We start from the raw sequence: 18,092 nt of genomic DNA on the forward strand, positions 1-18,092 counted from the left end.
GTTGTTGCACTAAGACCGAGTAATCCATGGATCAGATCAAACGGCGCAAATGTCTATTTTAGATGCATTATGCGCCGTTTTTCCGTTGACAGAAATGATTTGTATCAAAAATTATTACAAGATAATACAGAATTGGAAATTAATTAATGGTAAATTTAAGAAATTAACATTATAAAAGGAAAAAGAGTGCCTGAAAGATCTTGTTTATTATGAAACGCAGCGAATCTGCCTGCTAAATCTGCTCCCAAACGGCGTAACGTATCCAGAAAACAATACTTTACGCCGTTTCTTCGTTAATGCGACAGCCCCTTTTACATCTTAAGCCGACAATTTCTTGATTTCTTCGTATTTTGGAAGGTCTGTGTAGAGTTCGCCTTTCCAAGGGTTGCGATGGGTCTTCTTGATTTTGTAAATCATATAGAGGAAGACCAGCACATTTGCCGCCAGGGCAGCAAAGCTGACAATGAAGTAAATGGTCGGATTGTAGGTGGAATCCACTGCATATTTGCTCACGTCCTGGAAGGCAGGGAAGGTCTGTGCGAACATGCACCAGAGGGCCAGAGTATGGGCTCTGTGCTGCAGCCATGCGCCTTTGCCTACTGTGAATGCGCAGATGGTCGGCGCCAGGAGCAGGGCAAAACCGCAGTACCATGCGTGGTGCGGCAGGCAGTTGTATGTATAAGCGAAGTTCCAAAGGTCATAAGCGACAATCCAGAACCACAGCATATCAGGCCAGAGCATGTCTTTGCTGCCGTCTTTGGCAGTCTTTTTTCTGATACAGATGCCCAGCCAGCCGGTGATGGTGAGGATGTTCAGGATGCCGGCTGCTGCGTTCATGTAGTTCCAGGAGCCGCCCAGCATGTAGACGTCCTTCATGGTATCGGCCATATAACCGCCGCCGGTGAAGGTCATGCCCACTTCGATGTCGCGGGCTACGGCTTCACAGATGTTGATTGCCAGAATCAGAGGCGGGAAACAGAGGGCGATCTTGTTGTCAGCCAGTCTCCAGGTCACTTTTCCAGTGAGCTTATCTTTTTTCTCAATGTGCCTGATGCACCAGAAACCGATACAGCCTGCAGTAGACGAGTAGACCTTGGCGAGATGGAACCAGTCGGTGTAGGTCACATCCTTCAGGGCTGTAAACCAGAGAATGGACAGGACGATCGGCAAGATGATGAAGCAGAGGAAACCTGCCCATTTCCAGCGCCTGGATATCTCATTCAGTCCAAATAATGCTGCAAATACGACGACCCAGACACCCCATACAGCCAGGGTTTCTGCACCGGCTTGATAATTAAAAGTAAACATAGGTGTACCTCCATTAAATAAATTTCGCATCTACATAACGTTTGTTATGCTCTATTGATAAAAGAATAACACATGTTATTCTTTTTGTACACCCATTCATTAAAAATTTTCTGAAATCCAGTCTTTGGTGAAGGTGATAAAGGCTCGTGCTGCATCAGAGGCGCTTTCCAAGGAGCGCAGGACAATCCCTATTTCCCGGGAAAAAGATATTTCCGGTTCCTTGACGGCCAGTGGAAAGGTGGGCGACTTGAGCATCAACGCGGGAAATACGCTGAAGCCAAACCCCTGGCTGACCATGGACATGACGGCAAAATCGTTATCCAGCATGAGGTAGGTATTGGGTTTTACGTTATTGTAATAAAACAGTGCGTCCATCTCTGAATGATCCCCGACACTGATGTAGGGCTCCTCGGACATGGAAGAAGAGGGAAAATAGGGCAGACCGGCCAGGGGGTGGTTCTCTGCAAGAACGATCATCATGGGATCTTTCTTTAAAAAGACTTTTTCAAAGCTGGCGTCGGCATCGGGCAATACGGTGAACCCAAAATCCACATCGCCGTTATCTAACATTTCGTCCAGGACGGCGGGCTCTTCGTAGCACTTTACATCAAAGCGGATGCCGGGATGCTTTTCGAGAAATCCTTTCATGAGATAGGGCAGCCAGTAAACGGCGATGCTGGTAAACACTGCGATGGTGATATTTCCCGACTGCAGATTCTTCAGTTCCGAAAGACGGGTCTTGAGGCGTCTTTGATCGTTGCAGATCGCGTGCGCCAGAGGGAGCAACTCCTTGCCACCGCCAGTGAGATAGATTTTGCCGTAATCGCGAAAGAAAAGGGAAATATCCAGTTCCTCTTCTAATGTCTTGATGATATAGCTGAGACCGGCCTGGGTATAGCCAAGTTCTTCCGATGCTTTCTTGATACTGCCCAGTTCGGCGGTTTTGATAAATGCCTCGTATTTTTGGATATCCATAGTTCCTCCTAGAATGAAAGAATCTCTTTAAATATTTAAAAGAAACTCTAGCTTTACTTTTAATTATAGGGAAATTATACTATAAACATGAGTATTTCACAAGACATAGAAAGGAAGACATGATATAGATGAAAAACAAGACTTTACTATACGGTAGCATGGTAGCGATGCAGGCGCTGATCTACGGCATGGGCAATGCCGTGACAAAAATTGCTTATGAAAGTATCACTCCCTTTTGGAGCATGGCATTGCGGTTTGGCCTGGCATTTGCCGTATTCCTTATTTTCTTTGGAAAGGGTATTTTGAAACAGCTGAAGGATGTGCCGCTGATGACATGGCTGCCCAGCAGTCTGTGCGTAGCAGCTACATACATTACCTGCAATGTGGCTTTGGATATGACGACGGCAACCAATGTGGGCTTCTTTATTTCCCTTTCGGTCTTATTTGTACCGTTCATGGAGACCATCATTTTGAAGAGAAAATTCAGACTCAAATATCTGCCTGCACAGCTCATGGTAATCGTAGGTCTGTATTTTCTGTGTTGCAACGGCGGAAGCTTTTCCTTCGGATGGGGCGAGGCTTTAGCGCTGCTTTCTTCTGTTACCATGGCGGGCTCTCTTGTCTTCGGAGAGAAAGGCCTTCAGGATATGAATGTGATGACCATCAGCACCATGCAGGTGGGTCTGGCCTTTGGCGCTTCGTTGATTGGCGCGTTGGTTTTGGAACCGAACTTCAATGTGATGAGCGTAGAACCTTCTGCCTGGATGGTACTCATCTACCTTGCAGTCATCTCCACCTGCCTGGCATTCTGGCTGCAGAACAAAGCTTTGACCGGTATCTCATCGACGCAGGTTTCTGTCATTCTCTGCAGCGAGCCTGTCTTTACGGCCGCTATTTCCTGGGTAATACTCGGGGAAATACTCAGCGGTATCGGTCTTCTGGGTACCGTCATCATCATCGGATGCATCGTGGCAGAGACGTGGGTGATTTCCACAGTCAATGTGGAACCTGAACCTGAGGCAGCCTGCGAATCCATCACCACAGCCTATTTAGAAGAAGAAGCAGTATAGAACTGATTATGAAAATTCCTAATAAAATAGTAAAATAAAATAAAATCCAGAAAAACAGCATTCTTAGGGAGTGTTGTTTTTCTTTTTTGGCAAAATAACTTTATCACAGAAGAATTCGAAGGGGATAAGGTGCATGAAAGATACGATAAAGACGTGGCTGCAGACAGCCCTTCCAAATTGGCTGACGCTGCTTTACTTTGAAATATTTTATAAGGTCATAGGAATGACCCTGCTCACCATGCTGGCAGATGAAGGCAGCCTGATGTCTGCCGCCGCTGTCCTTTTGTTTTTTTATTATGTCTATTTTGAAATTACAGCAATCATCGTCTATTGTGAGGCAGGATGGAGAGCGGAACGCCTTTCTGTGTGGAAGCTGTTCAAAGAAACCTTTCACCATTCTTTCCGCCTGTTTCACATAAAAAATTTCCCCATACTGGTTTTGCTCCTTCCCGTGATCGCTTTATCAGCATTTCCGTTGACCAGTGGATTGTTGAACAAGTTTCAGATTCCCGAATTTTTATTGGATTTCTTGCAGGATCGTCCGATTCTCTTTATCGTTTTTGCAGCAGGAATGCTGGGGCTGAACATTCTGTTGTTCTTCTCCCTGTTCCGATTTCCGGCAGTGATTCTCCACGAGGAGCTTTTTTTAGGAAAATCATTTCAAATCCCTTTTCTAAAGGGGCGGAAAAAAGAAGCCGCAGGGTATTTGCTGCTCAGCCTGCTGATCTGCGCGACTGCGCTGTTTTTTGCTTTTATCTGCATGTGCCTTTTGTTCTGGTCTCTGAGTAAATGGCCTGACGCAGTTGACGGGGGCAGAGCCATGTTTCAGTTTTATTACACAAAATGGAGTGTGATGGGAGCCATTCTCGTGGATATCTTTGCGACCTTAGCGCTGTTTGCCATGGTTGTAACACTGTATCATCTGTATCGCAGAGATGTACGCCCCGTCCAGCCTAAGGCAAAGTGGTCTGCAAGAGCCGTACTTCTGCGGTCTGCCGCGGTATTTGTCATGTTTGTTCTATTGGCTTTTTACAGCGAAACGGAATTAGGAGGGAATCTGTTTTCTTCGGAGCATGATACGAAGATTGTCGCCCATCGGGCAGGTGCCGCTTTTGCGCCGGAAAATACAGTGGCTGCGTTGAAAACGTCAATCGAGGCAGGTGTCGAACTGGCGGAAATCGACGTACAGCAGACGAGAGACGGCGTGCTGATTGTCATGCACGATGCCAGCTTCAAACGCACGGCGAATCTCAATCAAAAGGTCTGGGATACAGAGTATAAGACGGTAAAGACCCTGGATGCCGGCTCTCATTTTTCCTCTGATTTTGCTGGCGAAAAGATCCCCACACTGCAGAAAATGCTTTTGACAGCAAAGAACCGCATCCATCTGATGATTGAACTAAAGGCCACAGGCCACGAGAAACATCTTGTGGAAAAAACAGTGCAAGAGGTGATGGCAGCGGGGATGAGCCGGCAATGTACCATCGCCTCCATGGATTTAGATCTGCTGAAAGAGAGCAAGTCATTGGCGCCTGCGATTGATACCGTCTATATCACCACATTTTTGAAGCTGGATTCCTTTGACCACAGCTATCTTGACGGATACAGCGTAGAGACTACCTTTCTCTCTCCCAAAATTGTGGCAGAAGCACATGCAAGAGGCAAAAAGGTCTACGGATGGACGGCCAACACCAAGAAGAATATGAAAAAAATCCTCCGCCTGGGAACAGACGGTTTAGTGACGGATAACCCTCTGTACGGCATGTTTACCTCAAAGAATGCCGACAAAGACCAGACCTTGGAATTTGTGACAGACTTGCTGTATCCGGATTAGCTCAGTTCATGTTTTTGACGGCAGTTGCCTTCATTGATTTGATTGACAATACACATACCAGAGTCGTTAAAATATCAGCGGCAGGCTGTGCAAAATAAATACCCGCGACACCCCAGAATTGAGGCAGAATCAATATGAATGGAATGTAAAACAGCCCTTGCCGCACTGAGGAAAGAAACAATCCATATTTGGAAGCACCAATCGTTTGATAAGTAATTGTCATCATATAGCATAACCCGAAAGCCGGGTACAAGATTACTTGGGAAATGAGCAGCCATCTGCCATACTCTATAATGGCCGGATTTCCATTGAAGAGACTGATCAACGGTTTCGCCAAAGTGATATATATGATTGCTACGATGATTGTTAAAAGAACTGCTCCCTTTAAAGCGAACCGGACTGACTGGTGAAATCTTTTTTCTTCTTTCGCGCCAAACGCATAAGAAGCTACTGGCTGATACCCCTGCATAAAGCCCATAATCACATAGCAGCCGATTAAGACGAGCCGTTGGACTACGCCATAAGCTGCGATAATTTCATCTGATTGGGGCAGCGCCGCGGCTGTCATGTTTGTCAAAGAGGCTGCCACCGATAAACATATTTGTATGACTGCCGTTGGAATGCCAATGCACGTAACTGTTTTGATCAATTTCCAATCAGGTTGGAAAGATTTTATTTTTATTTTGATGATAGAGTTTCCGCTGGCATAAAACCACAGCAAAATAAAAAATGTGACAAACTGAGATATCGTGGTCGCAAGAGAAGCCCCTGCTACACCCATATCCAGTCCCCAGTTGAACATGAAGACTGGATCTAGAACGATATTGAGTAATGCTCCGGTAATGACGGAGATAGAAGATATTTTCACAGAAGATTCTGCTCTTGCAGCACAGTTCATACTTTGTGCCGGGAGGTTTGCTAATGCTGCTATGAACATCCAGAAAGCGTAGTCCTCTGCCAATGGCAATGAGCTTTCGGATGCGCCAAAGGCCCGCATGAAAGGCTCAAGAAACACAATGCCGCCTATACATAATGTCACGCCGATCATAACCGATAAGCCAACGATTGTTGTGACAGTACGGCTGGCTCCTTCGCTGTCCCTGCCGCCTAACTGCCGCCCCGCTAAAACGGCAGCTCCGGCAGCAAATATATTTTCGATTGAAACCATGATAAGCAGGAGAGGAACTGTAACGCCTACTGCCGTCAGCGCAATATCAGAGTTCAGCATTCCAATATAGGCAGTGTCAACTAAGTTATAAATTGCTTTGGCCAATAGCGCAAGTGTAGCCGGTATTGCCAGTTTTACGATTGATTTTGAAGGGGGAATATCACCTAAAATAGAATTTGATCTGTACACTTCTGCCATTATGATTTCTGCTCCCTTCTGTCAATTACCCCGTATAATAATATGTTCAGTGCTCTTTTGCAGCTTTGTTCATGGGCTTCAAATTCCGTGACCGGATACTTGATATTGATAAAGTCCTGAAACTGTCTAAAAGTTTCTATTACTTCACCCTTTGTCATAGGAGGCCTCAGAGAAAGTGGTGCTAATAATTTGTCTAAAATCTGGATATTCAACTGATCAAAATTTCTCTTGCACTCTTGTATTTTTGTTTCAAGGTGGGTCGGCGGAGTAATCATCACTTCGCAAAAAATTCGCTGATAAATAGGATATTCTGTAAAGAAAGACATTCTTACAGCAAAATATTCTTCTAATTGTCTTTCGATATCACTTTCTGCATCCTGCATTTTGCTTCTTAAATATTCTGTAAGCAGGCAGAAGCATTCCTCTACGCAAGCCAAAAACAGATCATCCTTTGTTTTAAAATAATGATAGATAATGCCCTTGGAAATGCCTTGGGCAGAGCAGATCGTGTTAATAGAACTTGCACCGTAACCTTGTTTAGAAAATTCGTTCAAAGCACTATCCATAATACGTCGTCTTGTTTGTAAATTTTTTTCTTCTCGTTTCATAACTCCTCCAAAAATAGACCATGTAGTCTGTTTTCTATATCTTAACAAAAATAGACCATGTGGTCAATATTTATTCTTGAAAATCTTGTGACAGCTCATTATTTGCAAAAAAAAATCGGCAGCGTCCTTTCTAAAGAACACTGCCGATTAAATTACCAGAGATGCATCACATGCTGCAAGAGCAGGCTGACACCAGTGATTCCAATCCAGCAGCAGAGACCCATAAAGAGCGGTTTGCCGCCGGTTTTGACTAGCTTCACGATGTTGGTGTTGAGGCCGATGGCTGCCATGGCCAGTACGATGAAGAACTTGGAAAGTTCTTTGATCGGCGCAAAGAAGTCAGCCGGCACGCCCATAGAGGCGGCTATGGTGGTGATGATGGAGGCTGCGATGAAGTAGAGGATGAAGAACGGGAAAATATCTTTCATAGAAACTTTTTTCCCCGCTGCTTCATCTTCTTTCTCCTCTTTTCTTGTCCTCCAAACTGCCAAAATCAAAGTAATCGGGATGATAGCCAGGGTTCTGGTCAATTTGACGGTGACGGCCTTATCCAAGGTAGCAGCGCCCAGATTCCACATGCTGTCCCAGGTAGAGGCGCATGCTGTGACGGAAGAAGTATCGTTGACAGCAGTTCCGGCAAAGATGCCGAAGGCTTCCCCGGAAGTAGTGTCAAATCCGATAGCATGTCCAAATGCCGGAAATATGACGGCAGCCAGCACGTTAAAGAAGAATATGATGGAAATCGCCTGTGCGACTTCCTCATCGTCTGCTTCTATGACCGGGGCAGTGGCGGCGATGGCAGAACCGCCGCAGATAGAAGATCCTACGCCGACCAGAGTCGAGATGTTGGCCGGTGTCTTCATAACCTTGTGCAGCACATAGGCGATGAGCAGAGACGTAGATATGGTACATATGATAATCGGAAGAGATTGCTTTCCGGTTTGCAAGATGACGTTTAAATTTAATCCGAAACCAAGCAAGATGACTGCCCACTGCAGAATCTTCTTTGATGTGAACTTGATGCCTGCTTCAAATGAGGTTTTATCTCTAATCAGCAGAGTCACGATCATCCCTGCCAAAATTGCAATGACGGCGCCTCCGACGATGGGGAAGGCTTTGCCGAGAAACCACGAAGGGACGGCTAGAGCCAGGCAAAGAAACAGACCTTTGCCGTTTTTGTTTATAAAGTTCATAGTGTATCCTCCTAAAATGATATCGCAAAGAATCATTATAGCGAAAAATGTCAAAAAAGTAAAATGTGTGAAAATTGAAATAATGGGTATTTATATAGAATACCGATAGAAAGGCAGGGATCAAACGTGAGTATTGAATTGACGCAGGCGGCAAAAGACCAATTAGACAAGATGCTGAGTGATGACAGATATATGAGAATCGCCTTGAACAAGACAGGCTGCTGTAACTTTACATTGGACTTTTACGTGGACCGGATGAGATCAAAGGACGAGTTGATCGACGTAGACGGATATGGATTTCTGATTTCGGAGTTAGAAAAACCGATTTTGGACAGCGTAGTTAAAATTGACTATGGCAGAAAGGGCATATTCAAAGATTTCAGAGCCGTCATGAGGTAATCTGAAGTTGCCAGATTCTAAAAAACCGATAAGAAGATGCTTATCGGTTTTCATTATATTCTCTTTGTTCTGACAGCAGATCCCTGATTTCGGTGAGAAGCTGCACCTCTTCTGACGGTTTTTCTGGCTCTGGTGCGGGTTCTTCTTTCTTTCTCTGCAATTTGTTAAAGGCTTTCATGATGCTGAAGATAACCAGAGCAGTCAGCAGGAATACGATGACGGCCTGTACAAAATTTCCAATTAAAATCATGCTGTCGCCTACCGAGACGGTGATGCCTGTAAAATCCAGACCGCCGATGATGATGCCCAGTATGGGCGTGATGATGTCATTGACGAGAGATGTCACGATGGCGGTAAAAGCGCCGCCGATGATGATGCCGATAGCCATGCTCATGGCATCGCCCCGTGAGATAAATTCTTTGAATTCGGATAAAAACTTCTTCATCATAACCCTCCATTACATGTTCTTTTAACGATATCATCATACTAGATTTTCGAAAGAAGTCAAGTCTTGTAATTATTTGATTTTTCTTGAAGAAAAGGCCTGATTCATGTATACTGCTAGTATAAAAGTTTCTAGGAGGGAAATCTATGTTAGAAGCAGGCATAAAAGGAACACAGGAAGTTAAGGTGACAGAGGAGAATACAGCATTGACCATGGGAAGCGGCACCCTCAAGGTTTTCGCAACACCTTCCATGATCGCGTTGATGGAAAAGACGGCATGGCAGAGCGTTGCACCGCATCTGGAAGAGGGCAGCGGCACCGTAGGCACACAGCTCAACGTAAGTCACCTGTCAGCGACGCCTTTGGGCATGACAGTCAGATGCGAAAGCGAGCTGACCGAAGTCGATGGCAGGAAGCTGGTGTTCAAGGTAGCAGCGTATGACAATGCGGGCTTGATCGGAGAAGGTACCCACGAACGTTTCATCGTCAAAAACGAGAAGTTCCAGGCAAAGGCTGACAGCAAGGCAAATGCATAACAGGCTGTTATTACAGAACATCATCAATGATATTGAAGAAAATCTTGCAGAGAAGCTGACGCTTGCGGATTTGGCAGGCAGATTTGGCCTTTCGGAAATCTACATCCGAAAGCTGTTCAAATCTGCTTTTCATATGCCGATTTCTACCTATATCAAAAAGCGAAAACTTTCCAGCAGCGCAGGACTGATGCTTGCAAGTGATTTTCGCATTGCAGATATTGCGGCGGAATACGGCTATGAATTTCCCCAAACCTACATCAACGCCTTCAAAAGGGAATACGGCATGACGCCTTTTCAGTGGAAAAAATCAGGAAAGCCTCTTGCTATCACTGAAAAAGTCTCACTGGAGCAGATGATTGCCATTGGAGAAGAGAATATGATTCTGCCAGATGTATGCATCCTGCCGAAAATGATCCTGTCGGGGGTGAAGCATAACCTGGGGTTTGCAGAATCCCACAGCCTGGCTCCACAAAGAGCCTTGGAATTCTGGGATCTTTGTTACCCACATTTGGATCACGTAAAGGAGAAGGGTGTCTACTACGGTGTAACGAAGAATTATGACGCAGAAAAACAGCGCTCCGATTATTATTGCACAGCTCACGTTTCTGCTCCAAACGAAAAGTATTGCAATCTCCTGCTGGCCAAGTCCCGTTATGCAAGATTTACCTATATCGGCAGCCATTCTTATCGGGAGCTGGACGTGAAAAGGGCAGAGGAAATGTATCAGGCCATAGCGTCCTATTTCCGCCGCCAGCCTGAAGGGCAGCATATATTTGACCAGAACATGTATTTTGAGCGGGTAGATACAAAAGCCTGTACGGAAGATTTTTGCACCATGGAATGGTATATCCCGTATAAATAGTATCTCTTTCGTTCATTTTTCCGTAATGGAACATGATACGATGAATGAAAGGAGGATTTGACTATGGAATTGAAGAAAGTGAATTTGGACAACCTGGAGCAGGAGCATATCTGCTGCGCGATATCGGAGAAGAAAGGGGAAACTTCTGTCTCCTCAAAAAAACAGTGGCTGCGGCAGAGGATGGAAGAGGGATTGGTTTTCCTCAAACTGGATGAGAGGGGAAAAGTCTTCATCGAATATCTGCCGGCGGAGGCCGCCTGGGCGCCTGTCGAAGCGCCGGGTTATCTCTATATCGACTGTTTCTGGGTTTCTGGAAAATATAAAGGGAAAGGATATGGCGACGCGCTTCTGGAAGAATGCATCGCCGATGGAAAGGCCCAGGGTAAGAAAGGACTGGTCGTTTTGTCGACCAAAAAGAAAATGCCCTTTCTCTCTGATCCCGGCTATTTGAAATATAAGGGATTTATCGTAGCGGACACCTGTAAGCCGTACTACGAGCTGCTCTACCTGCCCTTTGAGGAGGGTGCGCAGGTACCGAAATTCTGTCACAGTGTGAAGAAGGCTGCGGTTCCAAAAGACGGCTGGACGCTGTACTACACCAATCAGTGCCCTCACACGGCAAAATACGTGCCTGTCCTGGTCGATGCAGCGGCGGAACGGGGGATCAAAATCCAGCCGGTTCATATTGAAAGCAGGGAAGCGGCGCAGAATGCACCGAATCCGTTTACGACCTATGCTCTCTATCGTGATGGAGAATTCCTGACCAACGAGATCTTGTCAGAGAAAAGCTTTGATAAACTCCTGACCCGGATGAATGAAACCGGCAAATAGGGCTGGATTTTCCCGCCTCCCCATGGTAAAATAAAGTCAGTAAATTCTGAAAAATGGAGGCGATGGAATGAAGACTTTATTGAAGAACGGATTGATCTACGACGGAACCGGCGAAGAACCTTTTCACGGCGATATTTTGATCAAAGACGAAAAGCTCGAGGAAATCGGCGAGAACTTACAAGACGATGAGGCGGAAGTCATCGACCTTGCGGGACTCTCGGTTTCTCCGGGCTTTTTTGATGCCCACTCCCACAACGATTTCTTTGCCATAAAGAAGGAACCGGAGAAATACTTCGATCCTTTCGTCAGGCAGGGGATCACGTCCTTTATCGCAGGAAACTGCGGGCTTTCCAGCGTGGGTTTTGAGAAAGACAGCCCCTACAAGGAGGGCGTCGGCGGCGGCCTTTTCCACAACTGGGATGTGACGGGCGAATACGGCACCGTCAAAGAATTCTTTGACGCCATCGACAAGAATACGCCGCTGAACATCGCAACCCTGGTGGGTCACTGCTCGGCGAGAAACAGCGTGTCCGGCTTCGAGAACAGGGAGCTGACGCCCGAAGAGCGCGGCCGCATGCTGGGCATCATGGAGCAGGGTCTGAAAGAGGGCGCCTGCGGCTTGTCACTGGGGCTGATGTACGAACCGGGGGTCTATGCCAAGACGGGAGAACTGCGCGACGTGGCGAAGCTCTGCGAAGCTTACGACGTGCCCATGACCGTCCATCCGCGTGCCAGCAGCGCGGTGTCCCTGGCCTATTCCAGCCCATTTGGTAGACCCCATATTCTGCGGGCCCTGGACGAACTGGAGGAGGTTTCTCGGGGGACCCATATGAAGCTGCAGTATTCCCACGCTATCTTTGTGGGGCGTTCTTCTTTTAAATGCAAGGATGAGCTGCTTCGGATTTTGATGGGAATGAGAGAAAACGGTATTGACGCCATGTTCGATATCTATGCAGAGGATCGGGGCGTATCGGTCATTACGGTCATCATGCCTGCGTGGTACCAGTCCATGAGCAAAGAAGAAAAGCGTAAGCCGTTCAACAAGCTGAAGTTCACGCTGCTCGCCAAGCTGAGCATGAAGATGCTGGGTTTCAATTTCGACAATATCCTCATTGCAGACGTCGGGGAGGGCTATGAGAAATATGAGGGAAAGACCGTTCATCAGATTGCCCGTGAAGAGGGAATGAGCGATATCGACGCCTACTTGCATCTCTGTGAAATCAGCAACAACACAGGCCGCGTCATCATGGAGCCTTACAGCACGGCGGAAATCATCAGCGAGTTTTCCAAACATCCAAACGTACTCTACATGACCGATGCCTGGGTCGAGGAGCGGGGCGTGCAGAACCTGGCCATTTACGACTGCTTCCCGAAATTCCTCCACCTGTCGCTCAAAGGCAGCGGCGATACCATGGCTGCTACCGTCCGCAAGATGAGCGGCGCTGTGGCTGATCGGTTCTGCATTGGGCAAAGGGGATATATCAAAAAAGGCTTCTTTGCCGATCTGACCGTCTTTGATGAAGAAAAGCTGAAGAACGGCGTGCCCGATCAAAATAAACCCTTCGGCATCGAGAAGGTCTTTGTCAACGGCACGAAGGTCCTCGACGGCGAGACTCTTGACCGCCAGGCTTTTGCAAAGGCAGGAAGAGCCATGCCGCGCGAAAGATAAAGTGTGATTTTTTTCTTGTCATCTGCTTTCGTTGTGCTATAATAGTATGGTAAAAATATTGACAGATAAGAATTTACTTATAAATAAACACAGGAATGGAGAGTAGAATGATGGAAAAAATTTATCAAGGAAAAACAAAAGACGTATTTGCACTGGACAACGGAAACGTGATGCTGCAGTTCAAGGATGACTGCACGGGAAAAGACGGCGTCTTTGATCCGGGCGAAAATACAGTGGGACTGACAATCGAAGGAATCGGCAGAGCGAACCTCAGAACTTCAATCAGATATTTTGAGCTGATCAAAGCTGCAGGCATCAAGACGCATTATGTCAGCGCTGACGTCGACAATGCGACCATGGAAGTTCTGAAAGCGACTCCATTTGGAAAGGGACTTGAGGTCATCTGCAGACTGAGAGCGACCGGAAGCTTCATCCGCAGATACGGCGCATACATCGAAGACGGCACCGTTTTCGAGAACGGATATGTGGAGACGACCCTGAAGGACGACGAAAAGGGCGATCCCCTCATCACAAGCGAAGGCCTTGAGGTTCTGGGCATCATGAGCCAGGAGATGTTCAACCAGATGAAAGAACAGACCCTGAAGATCACCAGGATCGTTGCTGACGACCTGGCATCCATGGGACTGGAGCTGTGGGACATCAAATTCGAATTCGGATACAACAATGACGAGGTCATCCTCATCGACGAAATCGCCAGCGGCAACATGAGAGTTTACAAGGATGGAAAGATCGTAGATCCAGTCGATCTGACTGACATCATTCTGAGCCATACAAAATAAATAGTAAAAACGAGTGCAGGAGAATCCGCACTCGTTTTTTTATTATGCAGGAAATAGTGGGTGAAACTGGCAAAAGTGCCATAAAAGCACCAAAAAAGCTCGTTTGTGGCACTTTTTCGCAAAATGAGACGAAATATTGAACAAATTATCCATTAAAAGGGAGAAATGCAATGGACTAGAAAACTATATAATAAATAACCTTTTCAAAAAATAAGGGTTTAGAAACATATTTAGCGCAAATCATTGCCTTTTTTGCTTCTTAAAAGCTTGATGTAAACTGAAAAATGCCACAAAAGCGCCAAAAATGCTCGTTTGTGGCACTTTTGCCAGATTTAGAAATTTATCGGCTCACAGCAGCCGCTTGCTCAGTCTTCCATGATGTAATATCTTCGCCTATTTTTGGAGGATTTTTTGTACTCAATTGCTTCGGCAGGGCAGCCTCCGATACAGGCCATGCAGTGGGTGCAATTTCCTTTCCATAAAGGTCTTCCATTTTCCATGCTGATATTATCGAGAGGGCATCTTTTCTGGCATTTCCCGCAGGAAACACAGGCGTCAGTGGCTGCAAACCCCTGATCGTGGACAAAAAGGGAATAATAGAGTGTGTTTACAGGTCCGCTGGACAGCTTCTCCTTAAAGGAAGCGTGGGATTCAGGGAACGGTCTGTCCTGCTGAATCAATGCGATCAGTTCGTCTGTCTGTTCGCGGGCTTTTTCTAGGATCTCATCGCACTCTTTTTTGTCCGGCGTATTGGACAAGGCTACGTAATTATTGGGCATGATGACGGGGGCTAATCCGCAGAAAAGCAAATTCTTTTCCAGGCAGAGTTTTTTTGCATAGGCGGCGGCATTGCCGATGCTTCCCGCGCAGGTGAGGACGAAATAGGCCTTTTGCCTGTTTTGAAAGCCCGACTCCTGAATCCAGCGATGAACGACTTTGGGCATCTGCCAGGCATAGGTAGGCGCAACAAAGATCAGGGGCTCTTTAGCACGAAAGATCTTTGTTTCCTTCTCTTTCAAACACTGATTGATGGAGATCATTTCATCTCCGAGACTTTCTGCAATCTGTCTTGCCACAAGGGCGCTGTTTCCTGTACCGCTAAAATAAAAAACCATAAAATCACTCCTTTTTATAAATTTGAAACCGTCTGTTTCTCGTCGATTCCGCTTACCATCTGCCGGAGATATTCCTTTGCCTGCTCTTTTGAGCATTCCCGCTTTTCGAGGTATTTCCATTCCAAAATGATCACGATCGCCTCGCTGTATAGTTTTGCCGCCATTTCCCGGGGGACTTTGAACTGGTGAGAATTGGGATTGCTCTGAAATGCGGCGGACATATTTGAGAGCAGGTAAAGACGCACCTGGTTGATCAGGTATTGGTTAGCAGGGTTGTTCCTTAAAATTTTCTGTACTGTGTCGATGTTCTGATCCAGGTAATCAAAGCAATTTTCCATCAGGCAGTTCATGCGTTCACTGCAGTTGTCCATGTCCCGGTATCCGCTATCCAGCTGATCGCGAACAGTCATCAGACAATACTGCAGGAGATCGTATTTGTCGTCAAAATAGTTATAAAAGGTGGCGCGGGGCAGCATTGCCTTTTCGCACAGCTCACCGACCGTGACTTCTTCGAAGGCTTTTGAAGACAATAGCGCTCGCATTGCCTGCTGCAGGGAATGCAGGGTGCGGGCCGCTCCAATGGTCAGTTTTTTTGAAAAGTCGTATTTCATATTCAAATCTCCTTTGACAATTTTCTGTTTTTGTCTAAATCTGCACGTCTGTTTTATTCTGTCACTTGTTTCACCGTTTTCTATAGTATAAACTAAAGAAAAAATTTATACAAGTGCAAAAATAAAATCGACTGCAAAAGATTTTATGTTATGAATTTAGAAAAGAAACTTTGGGAATTCTATACTTGTTATCATGAATGGAGGTCAATCAGATGAAATACCCCAACTTATTTACATCGATGAATATAGGCTCTGTGCCAATCAAGAATCGAGCCGTCATGACGGCGATGTGTGTGGGTCTTGCCAATCACGACGGCAGTGTCAGCGAGCCGCTGGCGGCGTATTACGAAGAGCGGGCGAGGGGAGGCGCGGGCCTCATCATCACGGAATGCACCAGGATTAATGAAGACGACGCGGTCTCACATTCCAGCATGCTGTCAATGTCCCACGACAGATATATCGCACCGCTTAAGGATGCGGTGGACCGGGTCCATGCTTACGGTACAAAGCTGTTCGTGCAGCTCTTTCATCCAGGCAGGCAGAATGTGGTCATGTTCCCTGCGCTATGGCGTTTTAACGAGAGGATGGCGCGGATCTTTCCGCGGTATTGGGATCTCTTTTTTAAGATTACCGGCGGTTTTGACGAATCTGCCATGGACGATCCGAAAACGGTGAAGCGGATGAGGCGTTATATGAAACCCCTTCTCGCACCGAGCGACGTTCCCTGCGGACTGGGCGTCAATCCAATTCGCAATCAGGCGACAAAAGCGATGACCATACCGCAGATTAAAACTTTGATCGGCCAGTTCGTCGCTGCTGCGGGGCGTGTGCAAAAAGCCGGCGCCGACGGCGTAGAGCTCCACGCGGCCCACGGCTATCTGCTGCAGCAGTTCTTAAGCCCGTATACGAACCGGAGAGAGGATGAATACGGCGGTACACTGGAAAACAGAATGCGCCTTTTGAAGGAGATCATCGACGGTATTCGCAAGGAATGCGGAAAGGATTTTCCCATCAGCGTCCGCCTCTCCGTCGAAGAATATTACGATATGATCGGTTATGCAGGCCAGGGCATCGTTTTGGAAGAAGGGGTGAAGATGGCGAAATGCCTGGAAAGCTTCGGAATCGACGTGCTGAATGTCAGCAGTGGAAATTATGATACGGCGCAGACTTCCTGCGAACCGGTCAGCTTTGCTCAAGGGTGGCGTAAGTATCTGGCAAAAGCAGTGAAAGACGAGGTCAGGATTCCTGTCATCGCGGCAAATCTGATTTGAACCCCTGAGCAGGCAGAGGCGCAGCTTGCAGAAGGAGTACAGGACTTCATCGGCATGGGGCGGCCCTTCCTTTCTGACCCGGCATGGGTAAATAAGGCAGAAGAGGGACGAAGTGAGGACATACAGCGGTGTATCTGCTGTCTTCGATGCATGGAGTATTTCCAGGATCATATCATGAACGGAAAACCCGTCGGATGTGCGGTCAATCCGCGAGCCTGCAGAGAAAGCGAGATGATGGACGCAGCGCCGAAGAACGGCGGGCATCGGCAGATCGTCATCGTAGGAGCGGGACCTGCAGGACTGACGGCGGCAAAGGAACTTGCGGCGCGTGATTTCAAGGTGACGGTGCTTGAGAGACAGGAAGAACCTGGCGGACAGCTTCTTCTGGCAAAGATGCCGCCGCTGAAAGAGAAAATCGCCTGGCCCGCGGAGACTCTGGCACGCCAGGCGTTACAGGAGGGCGCAGAGATCCGATATCACGTCGACGCGACCAAAGAGATGATCAATTCCTACCAGCCTTATGCTGTGATTCTCGCTACCGGCGGTGAGGCAGTTGCGCCTGCAATACCGGGATCCGACGCGGAAAATGTAGTCACGGTAACGCCGATTTTGATGGGAGAAAAGAAATATCAGGGGAAGGAAATCGCAGTCATCGGCTCGGGGATGACGGGATTAGAGACGGCGGAGCTGCTGCAGATACAGGGAAACCGAGTTACCATTATTGAAATGGCGGACAAAATTGCCCCCGGAGCATATCCTGTCAATGCAGATGATGTCATTGGGAGGCTGAAAAAAGGCGGCGCACGGTTCATGCCTGGCAGAAAGCTGGAACGAATCAGCTCAAATCAGCTGCATTTAAGCCGTAAGGACGGCGTGATGGAATCCATCGCGACAGATGCGACAGTGCTCTCTATCGGCGTGCGAAGCAGAAATGAACTTGAAAAAGAAGTTTCTGGCTGTTGTGACCGGCTCTATGTAATCGGTGATGCCAAAAAGCCGGGACGTATCGGAGATGCCACACGCAGTGCCTTTGAAGTGGCAAGAAAAATACAATAATAGACAAAAATTTATAGAAAAACGAGCAGATCATCCTTATAGCGAAATCATCGTTCAGGAAGAACTGCTCGTTTTTTATAACATAGGAAATATCGTTCAAAGGACGTATTTCCGTATGTTTCATCGTTCGCTTTGCTCACTCC

General features: G+C 46.9%; 18 protein-coding genes. 10 read left to right on the forward strand and 8 right to left on the reverse strand.

Translation table 11 applies throughout. The annotated features are described in order from the left end of the window. Positions 1 to 318: 318 nt before the first annotated feature. Together BN6539_RS16455 and BN6539_RS16460 are read right to left on the reverse strand one after the other, a co-directional pair. Positions 319 to 1,308, reverse strand: coding sequence for a DUF5692 family protein (locus tag BN6539_RS16455; RefSeq protein ID WP_067541025.1), 990 nt, complete (start codon positions 1,306 to 1,308; stop codon positions 319 to 321). 99 nt (positions 1,309 to 1,407) lie between these two features. Then, on the reverse strand, positions 1,408 to 2,283 hold the full coding sequence (locus BN6539_RS16460; protein WP_067541027.1) for a LysR family transcriptional regulator: 876 nt from the start codon (positions 2,281 to 2,283) through the stop codon (positions 1,408 to 1,410). Between the two features lie 128 nt (positions 2,284 to 2,411). Here BN6539_RS16460 and BN6539_RS16465 point away from each other — a divergent pair, with 128 nt between their 5' ends. Beyond that, positions 2,412 to 3,353, forward strand: a complete 942-nt coding sequence (locus BN6539_RS16465; RefSeq protein ID WP_067541029.1) for a DMT family transporter — start codon at positions 2,412 to 2,414, stop codon at positions 3,351 to 3,353. 133 nt (positions 3,354 to 3,486) lie between these two features. Continuing rightward, positions 3,487 to 5,187, forward strand: coding sequence for a glycerophosphodiester phosphodiesterase family protein (locus BN6539_RS16470; protein WP_067541031.1), 1,701 nt, complete (start codon positions 3,487 to 3,489; stop codon positions 5,185 to 5,187). A 1-nt stretch (position 5,188) separates the two neighbouring features. Here BN6539_RS16470 and BN6539_RS16475 read toward each other — a convergent pair whose 3' ends face one another. The 3 genes from BN6539_RS16475 to BN6539_RS16485 form a co-directional block, all read right to left on the reverse strand. Next, the gene (locus BN6539_RS16475) at positions 5,189 to 6,553 is read right to left on the reverse strand and encodes an MATE family efflux transporter (RefSeq protein ID WP_067541033.1); all 1,365 of its coding nucleotides are present in this window, start codon (positions 6,551 to 6,553) and stop codon (positions 5,189 to 5,191) included. Beyond that, positions 6,553 to 7,161: a TetR/AcrR family transcriptional regulator gene (locus BN6539_RS16480; RefSeq protein ID WP_067541035.1), complete on the reverse strand. Its 609-nt coding sequence runs from the start codon at positions 7,159 to 7,161 to the stop codon at positions 6,553 to 6,555. Before BN6539_RS16480 ends, BN6539_RS16475 begins: the two co-directional genes overlap by 1 nt. A 152-nt stretch (positions 7,162 to 7,313) precedes the next feature. Continuing rightward, entirely contained in the window at positions 7,314 to 8,354 is a 1,041-nt protein-coding gene (locus BN6539_RS16485; RefSeq protein WP_067541037.1) for a YeiH family protein, read from the reverse strand. A 126-nt stretch (positions 8,355 to 8,480) separates the two neighbouring features. On the opposite strand from BN6539_RS16485, the gene BN6539_RS16490 reads away from it, so the two are divergent. Next, on the forward strand, positions 8,481 to 8,753 hold the full coding sequence (locus BN6539_RS16490; protein WP_067541039.1) for an iron-sulfur cluster biosynthesis family protein: 273 nt from the start codon (positions 8,481 to 8,483) through the stop codon (positions 8,751 to 8,753). Positions 8,754 to 8,793: 40 nt separating this feature from the next. Here the strand turns inward: BN6539_RS16490 and mscL are convergent, their stop codons facing one another. Next, positions 8,794 to 9,201 carry a large conductance mechanosensitive channel protein MscL gene (mscL, locus tag BN6539_RS16495; protein WP_317869908.1) on the reverse strand — a complete coding sequence of 136 codons (408 nt, stop codon included), beginning with the start codon at positions 9,199 to 9,201 and terminating at the stop codon, positions 8,794 to 8,796. 143 nt (positions 9,202 to 9,344) lie between these two features. On the opposite strand from mscL, the gene BN6539_RS16500 reads away from it, so the two are divergent. The 5 genes from BN6539_RS16500 to BN6539_RS16520 all read left to right on the forward strand — a co-directional run bounded on the left by BN6539_RS16500 (position 9,345) and on the right by BN6539_RS16520 (position 13,896). Next, positions 9,345 to 9,734, forward strand: coding sequence for a thioesterase family protein (locus BN6539_RS16500; protein ID WP_067541041.1), 390 nt, complete (start codon positions 9,345 to 9,347; stop codon positions 9,732 to 9,734). Then, on the forward strand, positions 9,727 to 10,596 hold the full coding sequence (locus BN6539_RS16505; RefSeq protein WP_067541042.1) for a helix-turn-helix domain-containing protein: 870 nt from the start codon (positions 9,727 to 9,729) through the stop codon (positions 10,594 to 10,596). Before BN6539_RS16500 ends, BN6539_RS16505 begins: the two co-directional genes overlap by 8 nt. 63 nt (positions 10,597 to 10,659) lie before the next feature. Continuing rightward, entirely contained in the window at positions 10,660 to 11,427 is a 768-nt protein-coding gene (locus BN6539_RS16510) for a GNAT family N-acetyltransferase (protein ID WP_067541045.1), read from the forward strand. Between the two features lie 67 nt (positions 11,428 to 11,494). Next, complete coding sequence (locus BN6539_RS23575) at positions 11,495 to 13,096, forward strand: N-acyl-D-amino-acid deacylase family protein (protein ID WP_067541047.1); 1,602 nt, start codon at positions 11,495 to 11,497, stop codon at positions 13,094 to 13,096. Positions 13,097 to 13,206: 110 nt separating this feature from the next. Further along, positions 13,207 to 13,896, forward strand: coding sequence for a phosphoribosylaminoimidazolesuccinocarboxamide synthase (locus tag BN6539_RS16520; protein ID WP_067543468.1), 690 nt, complete (start codon positions 13,207 to 13,209; stop codon positions 13,894 to 13,896). 365 nt (positions 13,897 to 14,261) lie between these two features. Here BN6539_RS16520 and BN6539_RS16525 read toward each other — a convergent pair whose 3' ends face one another. After that, positions 14,262 to 15,011: an EFR1 family ferrodoxin gene (locus tag BN6539_RS16525; protein WP_067541049.1), complete on the reverse strand. Its 750-nt coding sequence runs from the start codon at positions 15,009 to 15,011 to the stop codon at positions 14,262 to 14,264. Positions 15,012 to 15,025: 14 nt separating this feature from the next. Then, positions 15,026 to 15,622: a TetR/AcrR family transcriptional regulator gene (locus BN6539_RS16530; protein WP_067541052.1), complete on the reverse strand. Its 597-nt coding sequence runs from the start codon at positions 15,620 to 15,622 to the stop codon at positions 15,026 to 15,028. Positions 15,623 to 15,834: 212 nt separating this feature from the next. Here BN6539_RS16530 and BN6539_RS23000 point away from each other — a divergent pair, with 212 nt between their 5' ends. Both BN6539_RS23000 and BN6539_RS23005 read left to right on the forward strand, forming a co-directional pair. After that, a complete protein-coding gene (locus BN6539_RS23000) occupies positions 15,835 to 16,893 on the forward strand; it encodes an NADH:flavin oxidoreductase (RefSeq protein WP_317869907.1) in 1,059 nt (352 codons plus the stop codon). 174 nt (positions 16,894 to 17,067) lie between these two features. Beyond that, positions 17,068 to 17,949, forward strand: coding sequence for an NAD(P)/FAD-dependent oxidoreductase (locus tag BN6539_RS23005; protein ID WP_242869452.1), 882 nt, complete (start codon positions 17,068 to 17,070; stop codon positions 17,947 to 17,949). Positions 17,950 to 18,092 lie beyond the last annotated feature (143 nt).

Origin of the sequence: Emergencia timonensis, from assembly GCF_900086585.1 — a bacterium.
GTDB lineage: Bacteria > Bacillota > Clostridia > Peptostreptococcales > Anaerovoracaceae > Senimuribacter > Senimuribacter timonensis.